Below are 18,635 nucleotides of genomic sequence, written 5' to 3' on the forward strand. Positions count from 1 at the left end.
TTCGATGAGACAAAAGCGGACGGTACACCCCGGATGGTGGGCACTGATCCTGGTCGTCGCGTTGATCGGGATGATTCCACTCACCATCACTGCCTTCAATCGAGACTTCAAGTCGTACGCGAAGGTGACCCTGGTGTCCGACAGGGCCGGCCTGGTGATGGACGCCAATTCGGTCGTGAAGTACCGCGGGGTAGAGGTCGGCCGAGTCGCTGCGATCACGCCGAAAGATGGAGCGACTCTTCAGTTGGAGCTGGATCCTAGTCAGCTGCAATACATTCCGGCCAACGTCGAGGTTCAGATCAGCGCGCCCACCGCGTTCGGTGCCAAATACGTCGATCTGCGTCCACCCAGCGACCCGACCCCCAAACGCCTGGCGTCGGGAGCGGTGTTGAGCACCAACAAAGTGAGCATCGAAGCGGACACGGTGCTCTCGGACCTGGTCGGCGTGTTAAACCAGATCGATCCCGCCAAGATCAACGCGGTGATTGCCGCGCTCGCCGAAGGGTTTCGCGGGAAAGGACAAGCCATCGGCCAGGCCATCAGCGACTTCAACCAGGTGCTGATGGCGGTCAACCCCCGCAGCGAGTTGCTCCAGGCGGACTGGCGCGCGTTCAAGGGATTCAACGACACCTACAGTGACGCGGCCAAGAGCCTGATGGCCACGTTAAACGCCGGGAGCACAAGCAGTTCGGTGATCACCAAGAAATCGAAAGACCTCGATTTCGCACTGGTCGCCCTGGCCGGGCTTGGCGACAGCGGTGGCAAACTCCTAGACCAGAGCGGGGAAAAGCTCACTCATCTGCTCAACGTGCTCGAGCCGACGACGCGATTGCTGATGAAATACAACCCGGAACTGACGTGCACGTTCCTCGGCGCAAAACTGATCATGGACAGGGGATACGCCGACGCCTTCACCTTCAACGGGCGATCGTTCATTGCCGACGCCGGGCTGCTCTTCGGCGACGATACGTACAAGTATCCCGACAATTTGCCCGTCCTCGACATTAAGGGCGGCCCCGGTGGAACGCCCAGCTGCGGTTCATTGCCCGACGTCGAGAAAAACTTCCCGCAGAGATACCTGATCACCGACTCGGGGTTCGGCGGTGGCATGGACGTGCGACCCAACCCCGGCATCGGCTTCCCGGGCTATGCCCTGTACTCGCCGTCTACCCGCGGGACGCCCCTTCCGCCGACCCTGAAAGACGAAGGGGGCCCGGCGGTCGGCCCGGTGCCCTATCCGGGCGCGCCGCCCTACGGCGCGCGGCGCTACGCCCCGGACGGGACGCCACTGTTTCCGGGGCTGCCGCCGGCGCCGCCAGCCGGGAGACCCAAAGACCCGGGCATGGGTAAGCCGCCGCCGGGCTCGGAGCCGTTCGTCCCGGCCTACCCGGGAACGCCCCCGAAGCCCCACTAGCGCAACACGACCCGCGTACGAGAAAGGCAGACTTTGCGCGAGAAATTTCTAGGCGTGCTGTTGCGCTTTGCCGTCTACGCCGCCGTGTGTTCGGCGGGGATCGCCCTGCTCTTCGCCGTGTTCTCCCAATACCGCTTCGAGAAGGCGAACACCTTCAACGCCATATTCACCAACGTCTCGGGACTTCGGCAAAACGACTTCGTACGCATCGCAGGCGTGGAGGTCGGCAAGGTCAAGAAAGTCACCGTTCAGCCCGATTCCACCGTGCGCGTTGAGTTTTCGGCAGATGATTCGGTAGTGCTCACCGAGGGCAGCAGAGCGGTCGTTCGGTACGACGACCTGTTCGGCGGCAGGTTCCTGGCCCTGGAGGAGGGCGCGGGAGGGGTCAAGAAGCTCGACCCCGGGGCGACCATCCCGCTGAGCCGCACGCAACCCGCCCTTGATCTGGACGCATTGGTCGGCGGCCTGCGGCCGCTGTTCCGCTCGCTGAACCCCGATCAGGTGAACTCGATCAGCGCCGAGCTGATTCAGGCGCTGCAAGGCCAGGGCGCGACGTTGGGCTCGGTGCTCACCCAGGCCGCCTCGGTGACCAACACATTGGCCGATCGGGATCAGATGTTCGGCCAGCTGATCACCAACCTGAACACTGTTCTTGGTTCCCTCGGCGACCAGAGTGACCAGGTCGGCAAGGCCGTCGACTCGCTGTCGACGCTGATGAAAACGCTGGAAGCCCGCAAGAAGGATGTCACGGCCGGCATCCGCGGCGCTGACAGGACGTTCGCGGTGGGTGCCGAGATCCTCAAGAGGGCCCGCTTGCCGCTCAAGAAAGTGGTCGACCAGACCGATCGCGTCGCCGGAACCGTTATGGCCGACAAGGACTTTGTTGACAACCTGATCAACACGCTGCCCGACGATTATCGAGTGATCGGCCGGGAGGGGCTCTACGGGGACTTCTTCACCTTCTACCTGTGCGACCTGATCTTGAAGGTGAACGGCAAGAACGGGCAGCCGACGTACATCACGCTGGCCAGCCAGCGTTCGGGGAGGTGCACCCCGAAATGAGACGACTTTTCGGACGCCTCTTCGAAATGAAGCAGTTCTCCGAACGCAACCCGTATCTCATCGGCGGGACAGGTATCGTCGTGCTGACGGTGGCCATACTGGTGGCGACCAACTACCAGAAGTTCACCTTCCTCACCGGCGAAAAGGAGTATGCGGCGTACTTCGCTGAGGCGGGCGGTCTGGAAACCAACAGCGTCGTCGAAGTTTCGGGTGCCCGCGTCGGGCGGGTGTCGAGCATCACCTTGGACGGTCCGCGGGTTCTGGTCAAGTTCACCGTTCCCGGCGACGTGCGGCTCGGCGACCGCACCGAGGCCAGCGTGAAAACGAAGACGCTTCTGGGCAGCAAGCTAATCGAACTCACTCCGCGCGGCGAGGGGCGGCTCGACAAGCCGATCCCCTTGGAGCGGACCACGCCCGCTTATCAGCTACCCGATGCGCTCGGAGACCTTTCGACGACTGTCTCCAAGTTGGACACCGACCAGCTTTCCAGTGCGCTTTCGGTGCTGGCCAACGAGTTCAGTGGTACGGGACCGCAGCTGAAGGCCGCGGCGGACGGGGTGGCGCGGTTCTCACAGACCTTGACCGAGCGGGACAAGGAGCTGCGAAAGCTGTTGAGCAACGCCAACAAGGTGACCAAGGTGTTGGCCGAGCGCAGTGACGAGGTGGTCAACCTCGTCGGCGAAACCAATTCCCTGCTGGCGGAGCTGAAAGCGCAAAACCGGTATTTGGATAAGGTACTCGACGACGACGCCTCACTCGTCCGGGCGCTGGCGGCGGTCATCGACGACAACCACGCAACGCTCAAGCCGGCGCTGGACAAGCTCAACGGGGTGGTCGCGCTCCTCAACAACCGCAAGGGACGCATCCAAGAGGCGCTCAAGGGACTCGACAGCTTCGCGCTCGCGCTGGGTGAAGCCGTTGCCTCCGGGCCCTTCTTCAAGGCCTACATCGTCAACCTGCTGCCGGGGCAGTTCATCCAGCCGTTCATCGACTCCGCATTCTCCGACCTCGGATTGGATCCCGCCACCAAATTGCCCTCACAGCTCACCGACCCCCAGACCGGCCAGCCCGGGACACCGCCTCTGCCCATGCCCTACCCGCGGACCGGCCAGGGCGGCGAACCGCGGCTGCACGTTCCGGACGCCATCACAGGAAATCCTGGTGACCAGCCCTGCAGTGTGCCAGGTCGGCCGGGGGCACCGGGTTGTTATCCGCTTCGGCCGGAGCCGCCGGCACCGCCTCCCGGTGGACCACCGCCGGGGCCGCCGGCACCAGGTCCAGGACCGGGCAACGCGTCGAGCGGACCGGTCGAGGAGCCCGCCCCCGGTCAGATACCGCCGGGCCGATCACCTGTAGTCGCGCCAGACGAATCCTTCGGTCCGCGGCCTGGTCCGCCGTCACCGCCGCCAGGAGGTCAACAATGAAATCCCGCAAGACGAAGTTGGTTCTTGCTGCGATGCTGGTGCTGTCGCTCGTCGGAGGGATGGGCGCGCTGTGGCGATCATCGGGCGGCCGCACGCACGTTGTCGGGTACTTCGACAACGCCAACAACATCTTTGTCGGCGACAGCGTGGTGATCCTGGGAGTAGCGGTCGGGAAGATCGACAAAATCGAACCGCAGCCCGACCGCGTGAAGATCTCATTCTGGTTCGACAACAAATACAAGGTGCCGGCCGACGCCAAAGCCGTGGTCCTGTCGCCGTCTTTGGTGACGGTCCGCGAGCTTCAGCTGACCCCCGCCTACACGGGTGGGCCGACGATGGCCGATGGTACGGTGCTCCCGCTTGCCCGGACCGCCGTGCCGGTGGAGTGGGATGACCTCCGCGCGCAACTCGAGAAGCTCACCGAGATACTGCAGCCCACGCAACCGGGCGGCATCAGCACCCTGGGGGCGTTCGTCAACACCGCGGCGACCAACCTGCGCGGTCAGGGAGGGGACATCCGCAGCGCCGTTGTCAAACTGTCGCAGGCGGTTTCTGCGCTCGGCGACCATAGCGGCGACCTGTACGGCACCTTCAAGAGCCTTGCGGCTCTGGTGTCCGCGCTGCGCGACAGCGGTGACCTGTTGCGCCACCTGAACCAGAACCTCGCCGCGGTCTCGGGGGCGTTGAATGACGAGCCATTCAAGGTCGGGGACTTTGTCAACTCCCAGAACGAGGTGCTCGCAAAGGCAACCGCCTTCCTGGACGATCATCGAGAGACGATAGGTATCACTTCGGACAAGCTGGCGGAGTTGACGACCGCGTTGTACCAAAGTCTCGACGACGTTAAGCAGGCATTGCACGTCGGCCCCAACGTGTTTCAGAACGTGCTGAACATCTATCAACCCGCCCAGGCCGCGTTCACGGGGGCGTTGGCGCTGCAAAACTTCGCCAACCCGCTGCAGTTTCTCTGCTCGGCGGTGCAGGCGGCATCGAGGTTGGGCGCCGAGCAGTCGGCCAAGCTGTGCGTGCAATATATGGCGCCGATCCTGAAGAACCGTCAGGTCAACTTTTTGCCGCTCGGACTGAACCCCTTCGTCGGGGCCTCGGCGCGTCCCAACGAAGTGACGTACAGCGAGGACTGGCTAAGGCCCGACTACATCCCGCCGTCCGGGCCGCCGCCCAAGGAGGCATTCCGCAACGTGCCGCCGCCCGAAGGGCCGCTGCCGCCGGCGAACGAAATCTTCAACTTCTTCGGCAACGGCATGATCAACACGAACGCGCCATACGTACCGGCCAAACCGGCTAACCCACTGCCGGTCGATCCCGCCAGCGGTCTGCGTTCCATGATGCTGCCGAGCACCGTGGAAAACATGGGAGACGTAGGGGGAGGGCATTGAGCCGACACAGCTTCGAGCGCCGCTGCGGCGCAATGCTTCTCATCGCGCTGACCGTGGCCGCGGTCTCCGGTTGCGGCAGCCTTCGGGGCTTCCGGGGCGCCAACTCGCTTCCGCTTCCGGGCAGAGTGGGGGTCGGTCCGGGGAACTACACCATCCAGGCGCAGATGCCGGATGTGCAGAACCTGAAAGAGAACTCTCGGGTGCAGTACCACGACGTGCTCATCGGAAACGTGGCCAAGGTCGAGCGCCAAGGCTGGCATGCGTTGGTCACGATGACGATCGAGCCCGATGCTGAGATACCGGCGAACGTGACAGCGACGATCGGTCAGACCAGCTTGCTGGGAACGCTGCACGTCGCGCTGAGCACACCCCCCGGCGTTCCGCCAAAGGGGAAGCTGCACAACGGATCCGTTATCCCGCTTGCGTCGTCGAGCGCCTACCCGACGACCGAACAGACGCTTGGTGCGCTGTCGCTGGTGCTCAACGGCGGCGGTCTAGGTCAGCTTCAGGACATCACACGCGCGCTGAGCACCGCATTCGCCGGCCGCGCACAAGACCTGAAAAGCCTTATCGGCCAGCTCGATACCTTCACCGCCTACCTCGATCAGCAGAAGGGCGACATCATTGCCGCGTTCGACAGCCTTAACAACTTGGTCGGTCAAGTGGCCGAGCAGAAGCCGGTCCTCGACAAGGCGCTGAAGACCATCCCGGCCGCGATAACCGTCCTCAAGGATGAGCGGGAAAGGCTGGCCGACGCGCTTGGCCGGTTCGGCCCCAAGCTCGGCGACCCGCTCGCCGACGTGCTGGAGCAAACCAAGGAAAATCTGCTCAAGGAGGTCGGCGACATCGGTCCGGTGGAGCAGTCGCTTGCTAACGCGGGGATAGCCTTGACTCGTAGCCTGGATTACCTTACGGTGCCGTTGTTCTCGAAACCCCCTGTCGCCAAATGGATCCGGGGGGACTACGGGAACTTGACCGGTGTATTCGACTTGACCCTGAGCCGGATCGATTCGTCTATGTTCACCGGCACCCGGTGGGAGGGCAACCTGACCGAGCTCGAGATGCAGTGGGGCCGCACCCTTGGGGTGATGCCAAGCCCCTACACCGCGCGCAACCCGCTGGTTGCTCCCTATCAGTTCAACCAGGGGCCATGACATGCGCTTGACTCGTCGTACCATCATCACCTTGTCGATCTTCGCGTCGATCTCCATTGTCATGGCCGGGATCGTCGGCCTTTACTACGCCAAGCTGCCCGCTGTGTATTTGGGGATCGGTCGCTACACCGTCAGGGTGCAGCTGGACCGGGCGGGCGAGCTGTACCGTGCCGGCAACGTCACCTACCGCGGCGTCGAGGTTGGAAAGGTGTCGAAAGTGCACCTGACTAACAGTGGGGTCGAGGCGGTCCTTTCGCTGAAATCTGATGTCGCCATTCCCGCCGATCTCATCGCACACGTGCACAGCGCATCGGCCATCGGCGAGCAGTACGTGGATCTCGTGCCGCGCAGCGGCAAGGGGCCGATGCTCAAGAACGGCGACGTGATCCCTCAGGATCGCACCACGATTCCACCCAACATCAATTCGCTCCTGGCGGCGGCTAACCGCGGCCTGACCGCGATCCCCCGCGACAACCTCAAGACGGTCGTCGACGAGTCTTACATCGCGTTCGGCGGCCTAGGCCCGGAACTGTCCAGGCTGATCGCCGGCGGATCCAAACTGGCGACCGGTGCCCGTGAAAACCTGGACGCGATAACCACCTTAATCGACGAGCCGAAGCCGATCCTGGACAGCCAAACCGAGTCGTCGGATTCGATCCAGGCATGGGCCGCGAACCTCGCGGAGATAACGCGCCAAGTGGAGACAGTCGAACGAAACAACTCCGCTTTCACCAACACAATTCACACGATCGGCCCGATTTTCGACTCGTTGCGCAAGGTCGTCGACCGCGTAGAGCCGACGCTGCCGACCGCGGTGTCCAACCTCGATGCCGTCGGCGAAGTCGCGCTGACATACCGCGACAACATCGAGGCATTATTGGTGCAGGTGCCGCAGATGGTGGCCGATTCCCAAGCGATACAGCTGGCGGACAAGGACCTCAAGGGGCCCTACCGAGGGCTTGGTCTGAGCTTCAACTTGAACCTCAACTGGCCACCCCCGTGCACCACCGGGTTCTTCCCGGTCCAGCAGCAGCGATCCGCCGTCTTCGAGGACGCGCCGCCGCGGCCGCCGGGCCTGGTCTACTGCCGGATCCCGCAGGATTCCAATTTGACCGCAGTGCGCGGTGCGCGCAACTATCCTTGCGAGACTCGGCCTGGCAAGCGGGCGGCGACGGTGAAACAGTGCGAAAGCGACGAGCCGTACGTCCCGCTCAACGACGGCTTCAACTGGAAGGGCGATCCTAACGCGACGCTGACCGGACAAGGCGTCCCACAATTCGATCCCGGAGAGCCAATACCTGCCGGGTTCCCCGGCGGCCCGCCGGCCCCCGCGGCCTCGCCGGGGCGGGGCACGGCGTCGCCGGGAGAGACGCCGCCGCCAATCGCGGCGGCCGAGTACGATCCGGCTACCGGCGAGTATGTTGGACCAGATGGGCAGAGGTACAAGCAGCCCACGCTGGCTGGCACTGCCGGCAAGGAGCGAACATGGCAGCAGATGCTGACTCCCCCAACGGGGAATTGAGCAAGAAAATCACGAAGGCGACCCAGTCACCCGACACCGACGACGGTTCCACTCTGGCATCCGAGGAGGAAAGCGAGCCGACGGCTGACGCCGCCCCCGATGGGGGCGACGTCAACCAGGCCGAGGATGGTGACGTCGTGGTCGACGACGGGGTGGACGACGGCTCCGCGAATGCGGCTTCGGAAACGCCGTCATCCGGCGTGCGCCTCGCCACGATAGTGGGGTCGGTCATGGTGGTCGCCTTGGCGGCGACCGCCGGGTGGCTGGGATTCCGGGCCTATCAATCGCACGAGGCTCAGGCTCAGAGGCAGTTGTTCCTTCAGGTCGGACGCCAGTGTGCGTTGAACCTGACCACGATCGACTGGCAACACGCGGAGCCCGATGTCCAGCGGATTTTAGATTTGGCTACCGGCAAGTTCTACGACCAGTTCTCGCAGCGCAAACAACCGTTCATCGACGTGGTCAAGAAGGCGCAATCGAAGTCGGTGGGAACAGTTAGCGAAGCCGGCCTGGAATCCGACACGGGCGACAAAGCGCAGGTGCTGGTCGCCGTGTCGATCAAGACGTCGAATCTCGGTGCCGAAGATCAACCCTCGCGGGAGTGGCGAATGAGGATTTCGCTGGAGAAGTTTGGCGACGAGGTCAAGGTATCCAACGTCTCCTTTGTGCAATGAGCGGGCCCCGTTCAGGTGGCACCAGGAAACCCGACCAGAAACAGAGGGAGTCAGCTGCTGTGCGGGCGCGAACCGATGCTGCGAGCGAGCAGGAAACCGAGAAGACCAATACAACGGAACCGGTCGAAGGCGAGGCGACTGCGGCCGGCGACGTCTCTGCGGCGGTAAAAACGCCGGAAACCGATGCCTTTGACTCCGCGACTTTCGACGGTGCGGCTGACGAGGCGGCCGAGGACGGCGAGCCCGCCAGGGCCAAACGGCGTCTCGGCTCGTGGGTGCGGCGCCGCCGCCGCGGACGTGTTGATAGCGACCGCAGTGATTCGGTGAGTTCCGACGCCGCCGAAGCGGGCGATCATCCGGAATCGGCTGAGCCGATTAAGGCAAGGCGCCGGATCAGTTGGTCACGGGTGCTGGCCTTCGGGATGCTGCCCGGGCTGGCGCTACTACTTGCGGCGGCGGGGGGCTTTTTGAAGTGGCAGGACTCGTCGGTCCGTGCGTCGCAGACTGCGCGCATCGAATCCATTGCGGCCGCTAAGGATTCGACGATCGCGTTGTTGTCTTACAAGCCCGACACCGTGGAGAAGGATCTGAACGCCGCAAAAAGTTGCTTGACGGGCACGTTCAAAGACTCCTATTCGCATCTGATCGATGACGTCGTCATTCCTGGTGCGAAGCGGGCGCATGTTTCCACGACGGCAACTGTGCCCGCGGCGGCGTCGGTGTCGGCGACTCCCAACCACGCGGTCGTCCTGCTCTTCGTCAACCAGACCGCGGTTGTCGACAAGGACCCGCCCAGTGACACCGCGTCCAGCGTGCGGGTGACGCTGGATAAGGTTTCTGGTCGCTGGCTAATCGCTGGCTTCGACCCGGTCTAGATCGACTGCGCCCACCTGCTGAACACGGCGCCCTACAGTACGACCCGCGAGGGTGGGATGTCGTGGCAGATCGTCGCGGGCGTCGCCGGGCTGTCGCTACCCTCCAACGTGTCAGCGCACCCTGTGCCCTTGACGACATACGTCGCACCCGGCCGGTAGGGGTAATAGACCACGGCCGGCTGCGGGTCATAGGCCGACCCGCACTGTCCGGCCGAATCGCTCCCTTCGACGGACAGACACACGGTGGCCTCGGTATGGGCGTGCAGTGTGCACGTTCCTGGATGGACGGTTGCGATCACGTAATTCACACCAGAAACGGCCAGCACTTTCGGTCCCTCGAGAATGAACGAACACTGCCCGTTCCCACCCGGTGGCGAAGCGGCCGCAGGGCTCGTGAAGTGAAGCGCAATAGGACAAATCGCCAGGAAGGCCAATGAGACGCCGAACGATCGTTTCATCAGCTTAGCGTAGCGCAGAGCCCATTCTTTAACGACTGTGAGAAATGAGGAAGAGCGTTCCGGCGCCGCCGTCTGAAGCTCTAGGAGGTCTACGCGTGAGGCGGCGCGACACCGGATTACGGACAACTGCAGCCGGGTCGGCTGGGCAGCGGAATCTACAAAATCCCCGTTGCACACGCAACTAACCGCTGCGTGGCGTCCGCGGGCGTGCGCTCACGCCGGTTGGCCGTAGACCGCAACGGCGACGCTGCGGTCGGGGCTGTTCGCCGACCGCACGCCGATCTGGGTATTAGCACAGTTGGACATGATGGCGTAGTAGTCGGGGCGGTAGTACCAATTGCCCAGGATGTCGATGCCGTTGATCGATGCCGACGGCAGGATGGCAACCGTTTCGGCCACGGTGCCTTTGTAACCCGCACGTCGGGCGCGGTCCTGCGCCGACGCCCCGTCGGAGCCGATGTCACCGTCGAGGTCCCGGTTGTTGAGGACATCATCGGCATGCCATTGCGCCGCGAGCTCAAGCGCCGGGTTGTTCTTCAGGTCGGTCGTGCAGCCGGCTTGGCGCTTGATGCTGTAGACACTTTGCGCAACGCCATTGTTCAGCCGGTTGTTGTCAGCGGTTGCCATCGGTGCGGCGGCGACGAAACTTAGCGTGAAAATTCCGGTGCCGAGCACGGCCAAGCCGGAGCGCGTCGACGCGCGTTGCACAAGATCGCAGACTGTCATAACCCGTGATCCTTTCACAATTGGATCGATAGGTCCATCAGCCGAGACTCCTTAGACTGTCGGTGATCAGCGCGGGTTTTAATCCGGATTCGATACAGATAAGTTTGGTTCTAACATTTTGATCCGACGCGTCCTAAAATGATCTGGGGTGCTCGGGCGCCGATGCACCGCAAGCACGGCTCGGTATGGGAGGATCGCCGTGAGAACCACCAAGGTCATGTCCATCGCCGCCGCCGCCCTGGTCGCCGGGAGCAGCGCAGCGTGCGCATCCGGTCGGGCGACCGCGACGCGCGAAACCGAGGCGATGGCCCCGGGAACCGCCCAGGTGACCATCGACGGGGACGAGCTGCCTCTTACTCGGGCGGTGAATTGCGCGCCGCCCGAAAAGTACATGACCACGATCACCATCGGCGACGATACGGCGGGGGCGACGGTGCTGGTGTCCAACGCCGGAAAACTCACCGTTGAGATCGTCCGTATCCGTAATCTCAAAGGCTTTACCGGTGACTACGATCGTGGTTTGGGAAATGGGGACGCCACCGTCGCTTTGAGTGATAACTCCTACCGCATCTCCGGCACGGCCTTCGGCTACGCAACGAAATCGCCCGAGCCCACGACGGAGTCGTTCGCGATCAAGGTGTCGTGCTGACCTGGACGCCCTAACTACTTGATATTGGCGGCCAGGTCGCCGGACATCGCGCCGAGTTGCTGGCTCCACGCCCCCCAGTCATTACCGCCGGCGGCGCCCAGATCGAAGTGACCGTTATGGCCGCCGGCCGCGCGGTAGCTGGCATAGAAATCCCGGCAGGTACTTTGCCAGATATCGGGGAAGGCTCCTACTGCGCCTCCGTCACTCGGGCTCCCGGCCGCAGGGCTGTAGACCCAGAGCCGGGTGTTCTGGTCCACGAGGAGGACCACATGCACATTCGGTGAATGCCACTGCCACCGGCCGAACTGGGGGGCTCCCCACATGTTCACAGGGTCCACGCCACCTTCATTCTTCAGAACGTTGGTTATGGCACCGTTTACTCCGGTCCGTTCGGGGGTGAGCACTCCCGACAGCGATCCGGCGTAGCGGAACCGGTCGGGATGGAACGTGGCGAGTGCCGCCGCAGCATAACCGCCCTGCGCGGCACCGACGACACCGTGTCCGCCCGGTGCCAAGCCCCTGTTGGCCGCCAACCAGTTCGGGAGTTCGTCGGACAGAAACGTGTCCCATTGCTTGCTGCCGTCCTGGTCCCAGTTGGTGTACATGCTGTAGGCGCCACCGGCTGGTGCGACCACTGAGATGCCCTTGCCGGCAAGCGTACTCATCGCGTTACCCGCTGTTACCCAGTTGCTGACGTCCGGGGCGGCGTTGAAGGCGTCGAGCAGGTATACCGCATGCGGACCGCCCGCCAGGAAGGCCACCGGGATGTCGCGGCCCATCGCCGCCGAAGGCACCATTAATGATTCGAAGTTCGGCGCGGCCTTGGCCCCACCCGTGCAACCGGTCGTCGCGGTGATCTGCGCCAGGACGACGGTGAGCATGACTGCGAAAAGGACCCGCATCCGTATTGACCGACCTTTCACATCAACCTCTTTCGCCGCCGCTGCACCAATCACGAGAATGTAATTGTCGAACAGTGAACCACCTTTCAGGTCTGTGCGGCAAGGTCCGGCAAAGGCGACCAACGTGGAAACCCCTGGGGTATCGAGGTGTTGGTGAGGACGGCACGAAGCTGGGCTGGGCGCAACCGGCAGTACCCCGGGCTCGGGGCCCGCTGGGGGCGATTAGCCATATTGGCCCGCCCCCTCGTATCAAAGCCTCACCTCGCGGTCACCACTGACCGCGAACCGGTCGCCCATAACCCCATGTTGAGGACGGGATGTTTGGCTGCGACCAAACCGGGTCGACCAGTTGCGCGAACGACCTTTCGCTCCATCCGCTCGACGACGTAGACTCAAATTTGTCGGTTTGAGGCTTCGGTAAGGCTTCGGCTTGAGGATTTCTCGAAGTAGGACGGAAGGTCGTCTCATGGATCAATACCCTGACTACGACGCTAGCGACGAGTTGGAATACGGCATCGCAGCGTTCGCGTGGCTGCTCCGGGGCCAGTATCCTCCGCCCTTCTACGGATCGAATTAACGTTCGTTTCGTTCACCCCGATCATCGGGTTGGCTTCGGCGAAGCTCTTAGATGATCCATGGCCAAGCGCGCGGTACGGCCACCCTCGCGTTTCGGGCAGCCCGATTTCACAGAATCCAGGTCGTCGATAATCGGTTCCGTTTGGCCGGCGTGTCGCAGATCGTCGCCCGCGGCGAACTCATGCCATGGGTGGTACTCGCCGCCGGCGATCTATCCGCCGTTGACCGGGAAAAGACTAGGGTTTTCCGTGCGGGATCGATATGGTGGCGGTGAGAACGATCGTTCGTAGGACACTTACACTGGGTTAAATCCGAGGAGCGTGACCGATGACGCTATTCGCCAAAGGTCGCATCGGCGTGTCGCTGCCGATGCTCAATCAGCCCTACGAGCGCTACGCGGAGTTCGCCGCACTCGCCGAAGACGCCGGTTTCGATTCCGTCTGGGACTACGAGTTCTATCGGAATCCGTTCATCACTCATGCGCTGAACGCAAGAGCCACCTGCCGGATCCAGTTGGGCACCGGGATCGCCACTGCAGCGCCCCGAACGCCCTACGAGATGGCCAACGCGGCCGCCGATGTCGACGAATTGTCCGGTGGGCGAACCCTGCTGGGTCTGAGCACCGGCGGCGCGGGCTGGATGGAATGCTTCAACGGCACCGACATCGACCGTCCGCTGACACGCATGCGCGAGTACATCCATGTGGTCCGTCAGCTTTGGCACCATTTTGAGACCGACGAGCCGTTCGACTTCCAGGGCCAGATCTACCGCGCGTCCAGCCCGCCGCTCAACCCATGGGGCACTCGCGATCTGGTGAGGCCCCAGATACCGATCTATCTAGCGGGACTGAAAGAGGGAATGCTCAAGCTGGCCGGTGAAGTGGCCGATGGCGTGCTCGGATTCCTGCCCACGCCGAAGTTCATCCAGCATCACGTTCTCCCGAATGTGGCCGCCGGCGCCGCGAAGGCCGGGCGGGACCCGTCGGACGTGGAAGTCACCGCCCTAGTGATCTGCAGCGTTTCGCACGATCGCAGCGAAGCGCTCCGACGCGCCCGCATCAACGTCGGCAACTACGTCGCATACCCGGTGAGTTCCACGGTGATCGAATTCATGGGATTACAAGAGGATCGCGACCACGTGCTGCGACGGCTGCTCAGCGAGGGGCCTGCTGCGCTGGCCACTGCGGCCTCCGATGAGCTGGTGCGCGCCTTCTCAATCGCGGGCACTCCGGACGAGGTGGCCGAACAAATCGCCGCCTATGACGGCGTACTGCCCCACATCGTCTTACACACGCCATACGTGCCACCGATCGATCAAGCCTCGAGCGAGGACGCGTTCCGGTCGATGGTGGCCACTTTCGCGCGGGTTAACGCGTGACGAAAGTGAAAACGATAGTTCACAGGTCGCGACGGACATGAGGGAAGGGAGCAGGCGATGAACCGGAGCGTGCACAAGTGCTGCGCGTGGAGCGGCACATTGTGTCTAGTCACCATGGCAATCGCTTTCATCTTGCTGGCCGGTTTCATCCCGACCCGTTCTCCGGGGCAGAGCGCCTTGGAGACAGCGCAATTCATCATCGGACACCGAGACAGGATTCGGTGGGGGATGATCTTGTGCATGTTCTCGGCGTCCTTACTGATGCCGTACGCCGTGTCGATGGCGATCCACATCCGCCGCATCGAGGGCCGATTTCCGGCTCTGGCGATGATCGAGTTCGGGCTGGGCGCCATCTTCGTACTCGAATTCATTTACCTGCTTTTCTTCTGGCAAACAGCGACTTTCCGCGCCGACCGCGCGCCCGAGCTCGTTCAATTGCTCAACGATATGGCGTGGATACCGTTCGTGGGGTTGACGTCCACAGCGGTGTTGCAGGTGTCCTGCTTCGGCATCGCCGTGCTGCTCGACCGGCGCGAGCGCCCGATCTTCCCGCGCTGGCTGGGCTATTACAACCTGTGGGTCGCGCTGATGTTCTCGCCAGGCACCTTCAACGTCTTCTTCCACAATGGCCCACTTGCCTGGAACGGCATCATCGCCTGGTATCTGCCACTGGCAGTGTTCGCCACGTGGATGATCATCAACCCGCTCTACCTGTCCAGGGCCGTCGACACCATGGATTCCGACACCGTCGGCGCGACCCACGCACAGCGCCAGGGCAACGAAGAGGTCATCCGGCTAAGGGCCGATGTCGATGAGTTGCTCGCCCGGGTGGCCCACTAGCCGCATGAGAGCTCACCTGGCACGGGGCGCGCGGACCAGCCGGATCGCTTACCACGTTGCCAGGGAACGAATTGCTGACGCTCGCCCGTTGCCGGGAGGTACCTGGTGCCAAAGTCCTGTGCAGCGTTGCGGGTAGAGCTTGACGACATCACACCGAGCGCTTTCGTCAGCGCCTTAGCCATGAGGCGCACAAGTATTTGAAGTTCGCGCCTCACCAACCCGATCATCAAGTGGACGACCGCGGCCTTCGGGCGGCTCCACCACGGCGCGTGCGATGACGAAGGAGCCGAGGCGGACGACGTGGTTGCTCGTGGCACCGAAGATGATCGAAAAACCTTGGCTGATAGGAACACCGGAAGAGGTTGCTGCGCAGTTGCTGCCCTGGGTCGAAGCGGGCGCGGATTACTTTCAGACCAGATATCTGCGCCCAGCTGCGAGCGCGCAGCGTCGGGCCGGTCGGCCCCTAATAGACGATCATTTCCGGCGCGCCGCGGCCAGCCGCTCGGCGAAGGCCGGTGCCTGGATCGACGCGGCCTGCGGGCCCAACTCGGCGTCGACAGCGGCCGCGTGCAGCTCGCTGTCGACGCTGCCAGGGCTGGCGGTGGCCCGCATCGTGGCTTTCGTCGCGATGACGACTTCGCGCGGCGCCGACGCCGGTCCGGCGGCAAGCTGCCGAGCCGCCGCCACAGGATCCTCGGCGACCTCGAGCGCTAAGCCGTGTCTGACCGAGGCATCGGCGTCGAAGCGTAGTCCGAACAACAGCGCGGCGCGCGCCGCCTGCGGACCGACTGCGCGCTGCAACATCCAGGTCATGCCTCCACCGGGGTGGATGCCGAGCTTTTGGAAACGGGCGTCGAACAGCGCTTTCGGACCCGCGATCCGCACATCGCAGGCCAGCGCCAGGTTGAGTCCGGCGCCGACAGCCGGTCCATTGACTGCCGCTACGGTCGGCAGCGTGCAGTTGGAGACGGCGAGAAAACCGTCATAAAGGCGGCGCAGGCCGTCGCCGGCAGCGGTGCCCAGGGCGCCGAGGTCGGCGCCGGCGCAGAATGCCTTACCCGCACCGGTGACCACCACGGCGTGCACGCGGAAATCGTTTTGCGCGTTCTCGACTGCGAGGCGTAATCCGGCGGAGATCTCGTCGGTGACCGCGTTGCGCCGGTCAGGGTCGTTGACGGTAATCAGGGCGACGCCGCTGTCGACCTCGAGCAGAACACGATCCACCACAGACCAACCCTTTCCGAATGTCGTTGCGGCTGCGCGATGAGCCCACGAGCACTCGGTGCCAATGCGGTGTTAGCCGACGCAGATGACGCCAGGCTCATCCCGTAACCACACGCTACGAGATCGGGTGCGAGAAAATCAATTCGAAGTCACGACCGTTTATGTGGTGTGCTCGTTGACGAACTGTCGAGGCGCCACCTACTATTGAGACGAATCATCTCAAGATTGAGTACGGGGCCAATGCGAAGGACGTGTACATGACCGATGTGATCGGACTGGCGCGTTCCGCTGGCTACACCGACCGAAACACCTCCCGCGACTCCCATCGTCATGTGCCCGGCGAGCCCGGCATCTGGGTGCTGCTGTTCGGCGACATGATGGTATTCACCGTCTTGTTCACGGTGTATCTACATCAGCGGGGAGCGCGGCCGGAGTTGTTCGCGGAATCCCAAGGGGCACTCAACCGCGCGCTTGGTGCGACCAACACTCTCGTGTTGCTCACCAGCTCAATCCTGGTCGTCTTTGCCACACGCGCTCTGCGTCGTCCAGAACTGCGTTACCTTGCCCGGCCGTTGACCTTGGCCGGTGTGGCAGTTGGGTCCTGCTTCGTCGCGATCAAGGCATTTGAGTACCACGAAAAAGTGGCGGCTGGAATCACCCCCAGCACCAACGAGTTCTTCATGTACTATTTCGTGCTCACCGGGCTGCATCTGGCGCACGTTATCATCGGGCTGATCGTGCTGACGGTCCTCTCGACCTTGGCCCGCAAACCGGAGCCGACCAAAACGCACATGGCCTTCTTCGAGGGCGGCGCGTGCTTCTGGCACATGGTCGACCTGCTGTGGATCGTCATCTTCCCCTTGATCTTCCTGGTGAGGTGAGCATGACTTCGGTAGTACGGACCAACGCCTCACTGATCTGGCTTCTGCTGTGCGCGTTGACTGTTGTGTCCTGGGCGTTGGGCACCAACCATGGATTCGGCGAGGGACATCACCTGCCGGCCAGCCTGGCGATCTTCGCCGTCGCCGTCTTCAAGATCCGCCTGGTCGGGCTGTACTTCATGGAGTTGAAAACGGCGCCGCGGGTACTTCGCGGTATCTTCGAGGGCTACTGCGTGGGGTTGCTCGGTTTGCTGAGCGGCATGTTCGTCTTCGCATGAGAAAACGGCGCCGGCTCGTTAGCCTGCATTGTGCGACATGTAACCTCTAAACTGGGTTATGAGTGCAAGGGAGGCCGGTGTCGAAGAATGAGAAGGTCAGGATAAACGGCCGTCCTCGCGGCCGGCCGCGGCTGACAATCGACCGGGACGCGGTCGCTGACGCGGTTGCGGAGTTGTTCCATGAGGGCGGTTACGAAGCGGTTTCCATAGTTGACACCGCGGAGAAACTATCCGTGTCCCGTGCCACGTTGTACCGAACCGTCCCGACCAAGCAAGACCTCCTGGGCATTCTCTTCGAGCGCAGCACTCGTGAGATCACCGAGCAGGTTGAGGCGGCGATGCGTGACATCGACGATCCCGCGGACCAGCTGAGAGAGATGGTCCGGCTGCAGTCGGAAGCCGCGGTGCAAATGCGCAGTTACATGCCCGTGTTCTTCGGCGGGGGCGACCTGCCTCACGATGTTGTCCAGCGGTGGCACCGGTGGAGTCGGCAATTCGAAAAGTTGTGGGTTTCCGTGGTCGCGGCCAACATGGAGGCCGGCTACCTCGAAAAGGGTGATGAAATCATCACCACACGATTGATCCTCGGGATGATCCTCTGGGTATCGAGGTGGTACCGGCCCAGGGACAAGATTTCATCGGCGCAGATCGCTGACGAGGCGATCCGGCTGCTTCGGTTGGGATACATCCCGCCGGAAAGTGGCGACCGCAAGTCCGGTGCGCAGCCGCGGCGCCGGCGCAGCTCCAACCGGCTTGTCCGTAACTGATTACCCGGCCGTAGCGCGATCGCAGCCCCGTGCACGATCGTTCTGCCGTCGTTCGTAGTTATTGGTCGTAGCCAAGTCAACTCGCGCTCCTAGCTTCCGACCAGCCATCGTGGCGCGGTGCGGCGCGGACGGACTTCGCGTCTTGATTCGGCGGCCAGAATGTTGCGCTGGCTGCAACGGCTGCATTATAGTGAGACGGAGAAGTTCAAAAAGAGAGGTTTTGCGACATCCCGCCGGGGAGGCTCGCCGTTTGGCGGCGGTCTCGGCCTGTCGCGACTCAAAGGTTCGGAGGCGTAACGTTCATGGCCACTGTCGCTTCGGCACCCTGGGAGAGGGATCCCAACTGGTTCGAAACCCTCCAGCTAGCGCTCGAAGACGCCAACATCCCAACGGTGCTCCTCGTGTTGCAGCATCTGACCGGCGACGGTAAGTGGA

At 63.0% G+C, this 18,635-nt stretch carries 18 protein-coding genes and 1 pseudogene; 15 read left to right on the forward strand and 4 right to left on the reverse strand.

What is annotated here, in order from left to right; all coding sequences use genetic code 11:
* Positions 1-4 precede the first annotated feature (4 nt).
* The 8 genes from AWC19_RS16285 to AWC19_RS16320 are packed head-to-tail and all read left to right on the forward strand — an operon-like array spanning position 5 to position 9,522.
* Positions 5-1,414, forward strand: a complete 1,410-nt coding sequence (locus AWC19_RS16285; protein WP_085079091.1) for an MCE family protein — start codon at positions 5-7, stop codon at positions 1,412-1,414.
* Positions 1,415-1,447: 33 nt separating this feature from the next.
* Positions 1,448-2,476 carry an MCE family protein gene (locus AWC19_RS16290; RefSeq protein ID WP_142281239.1) on the forward strand — a complete coding sequence of 343 codons (1,029 nt, stop codon included), beginning with the start codon at positions 1,448-1,450 and terminating at the stop codon, positions 2,474-2,476.
* Between the two features lie 26 nt (positions 2,477-2,502).
* Complete coding sequence (locus tag AWC19_RS16295) at positions 2,503-3,900, forward strand: MCE family protein (protein WP_085079092.1); 1,398 nt, start codon at positions 2,503-2,505, stop codon at positions 3,898-3,900.
* A complete protein-coding gene (locus tag AWC19_RS16300; protein ID WP_085079093.1) occupies positions 3,897-5,297 on the forward strand; it encodes an MCE family protein in 1,401 nt (466 codons plus the stop codon). Before AWC19_RS16295 ends, AWC19_RS16300 begins: the two co-directional genes overlap by 4 nt.
* A 32-nt stretch (positions 5,298-5,329) precedes the next feature.
* Positions 5,330-6,451: an MCE family protein gene (locus AWC19_RS16305; protein ID WP_085079094.1), complete on the forward strand. Its 1,122-nt coding sequence runs from the start codon at positions 5,330-5,332 to the stop codon at positions 6,449-6,451.
* A gap of 1 nt (position 6,452) precedes the next feature.
* Entirely contained in the window at positions 6,453-7,973 is a 1,521-nt protein-coding gene (locus AWC19_RS16310) for an MCE family protein (RefSeq protein ID WP_085079095.1), read from the forward strand.
* A complete protein-coding gene (locus AWC19_RS16315; protein WP_085079191.1) occupies positions 7,937-8,647 on the forward strand; it encodes a hypothetical protein in 711 nt (236 codons plus the stop codon). The genes AWC19_RS16310 and AWC19_RS16315 overlap by 37 nt, the downstream gene beginning before the upstream one ends.
* 59 nt (positions 8,648-8,706) lie before the next feature.
* Entirely contained in the window at positions 8,707-9,522 is an 816-nt protein-coding gene (locus tag AWC19_RS16320) for a hypothetical protein (protein WP_142281240.1), read from the forward strand.
* A 32-nt stretch (positions 9,523-9,554) separates the two neighbouring features.
* On the opposite strand, the gene AWC19_RS29245 is transcribed toward AWC19_RS16320, so the two are convergent.
* Positions 9,555-9,980, reverse strand: a complete 426-nt coding sequence (locus AWC19_RS29245; RefSeq protein ID WP_142281241.1) for a hypothetical protein — start codon at positions 9,978-9,980, stop codon at positions 9,555-9,557.
* A 213-nt stretch (positions 9,981-10,193) separates the two neighbouring features.
* Entirely contained in the window at positions 10,194-10,607 is a 414-nt protein-coding gene (locus AWC19_RS16325) for a CAP domain-containing protein (RefSeq protein ID WP_245849060.1), read from the reverse strand.
* 316 nt (positions 10,608-10,923) lie between these two features.
* Here AWC19_RS16325 and AWC19_RS16330 point away from each other — a divergent pair, with 316 nt between their 5' ends.
* On the forward strand, positions 10,924-11,355 hold the full coding sequence (locus tag AWC19_RS16330; RefSeq protein WP_142281242.1) for a lipoprotein LpqH: 432 nt from the start codon (positions 10,924-10,926) through the stop codon (positions 11,353-11,355).
* Between the two features lie 14 nt (positions 11,356-11,369).
* On the opposite strand, the gene AWC19_RS16335 is transcribed toward AWC19_RS16330, so the two are convergent.
* Complete coding sequence (locus AWC19_RS16335; protein ID WP_372508670.1) at positions 11,370-12,236, reverse strand: alpha/beta hydrolase-fold protein; 867 nt, start codon at positions 12,234-12,236, stop codon at positions 11,370-11,372.
* 487 nt (positions 12,237-12,723) lie between these two features.
* On the opposite strand from AWC19_RS16335, the pseudogene AWC19_RS30705 reads away from it, so the two are divergent.
* From AWC19_RS30705 to AWC19_RS16345, 3 genes and pseudogenes are all read left to right on the forward strand, one after another.
* Positions 12,724-12,834 (forward strand): annotated as a pseudogene (locus tag AWC19_RS30705) (CAP domain-containing protein); the annotation flags it as partial.
* A gap of 326 nt (positions 12,835-13,160) precedes the next feature.
* Positions 13,161-14,210, forward strand: a complete 1,050-nt coding sequence (locus AWC19_RS16340) for an LLM class flavin-dependent oxidoreductase (RefSeq protein ID WP_085079099.1) — start codon at positions 13,161-13,163, stop codon at positions 14,208-14,210.
* A gap of 114 nt (positions 14,211-14,324) precedes the next feature.
* Complete coding sequence (locus tag AWC19_RS16345) at positions 14,325-15,050, forward strand: hypothetical protein (RefSeq protein WP_245849040.1); 726 nt, start codon at positions 14,325-14,327, stop codon at positions 15,048-15,050.
* A 474-nt stretch (positions 15,051-15,524) separates the two neighbouring features.
* On the opposite strand, the gene AWC19_RS16350 is transcribed toward AWC19_RS16345, so the two are convergent.
* Entirely contained in the window at positions 15,525-16,277 is a 753-nt protein-coding gene (locus tag AWC19_RS16350; protein WP_085079101.1) for an enoyl-CoA hydratase, read from the reverse strand.
* 254 nt (positions 16,278-16,531) lie between these two features.
* Between AWC19_RS16350 and AWC19_RS16355 the strand changes: the two genes are divergently transcribed.
* From AWC19_RS16355 to AWC19_RS16365, 3 genes are all read left to right on the forward strand, one after another.
* Positions 16,532-17,155, forward strand: a complete 624-nt coding sequence (locus AWC19_RS16355; RefSeq protein ID WP_085079193.1) for a cytochrome c oxidase subunit 3 family protein — start codon at positions 16,532-16,534, stop codon at positions 17,153-17,155.
* A 2-nt stretch (positions 17,156-17,157) separates the two neighbouring features.
* Entirely contained in the window at positions 17,158-17,433 is a 276-nt protein-coding gene (locus AWC19_RS16360) for a cytochrome C oxidase subunit IV family protein (protein WP_085079102.1), read from the forward strand.
* Positions 17,434-17,510: 77 nt separating this feature from the next.
* Complete coding sequence (locus AWC19_RS16365) at positions 17,511-18,200, forward strand: TetR/AcrR family transcriptional regulator (protein ID WP_142281244.1); 690 nt, start codon at positions 17,511-17,513, stop codon at positions 18,198-18,200.
* Positions 18,201-18,635 lie beyond the last annotated feature (435 nt).

The sequence above is a fragment of the Mycobacterium palustre genome (assembly GCF_002101785.1).
Classification (GTDB): domain Bacteria; phylum Actinomycetota; class Actinomycetes; order Mycobacteriales; family Mycobacteriaceae; genus Mycobacterium; species Mycobacterium palustre.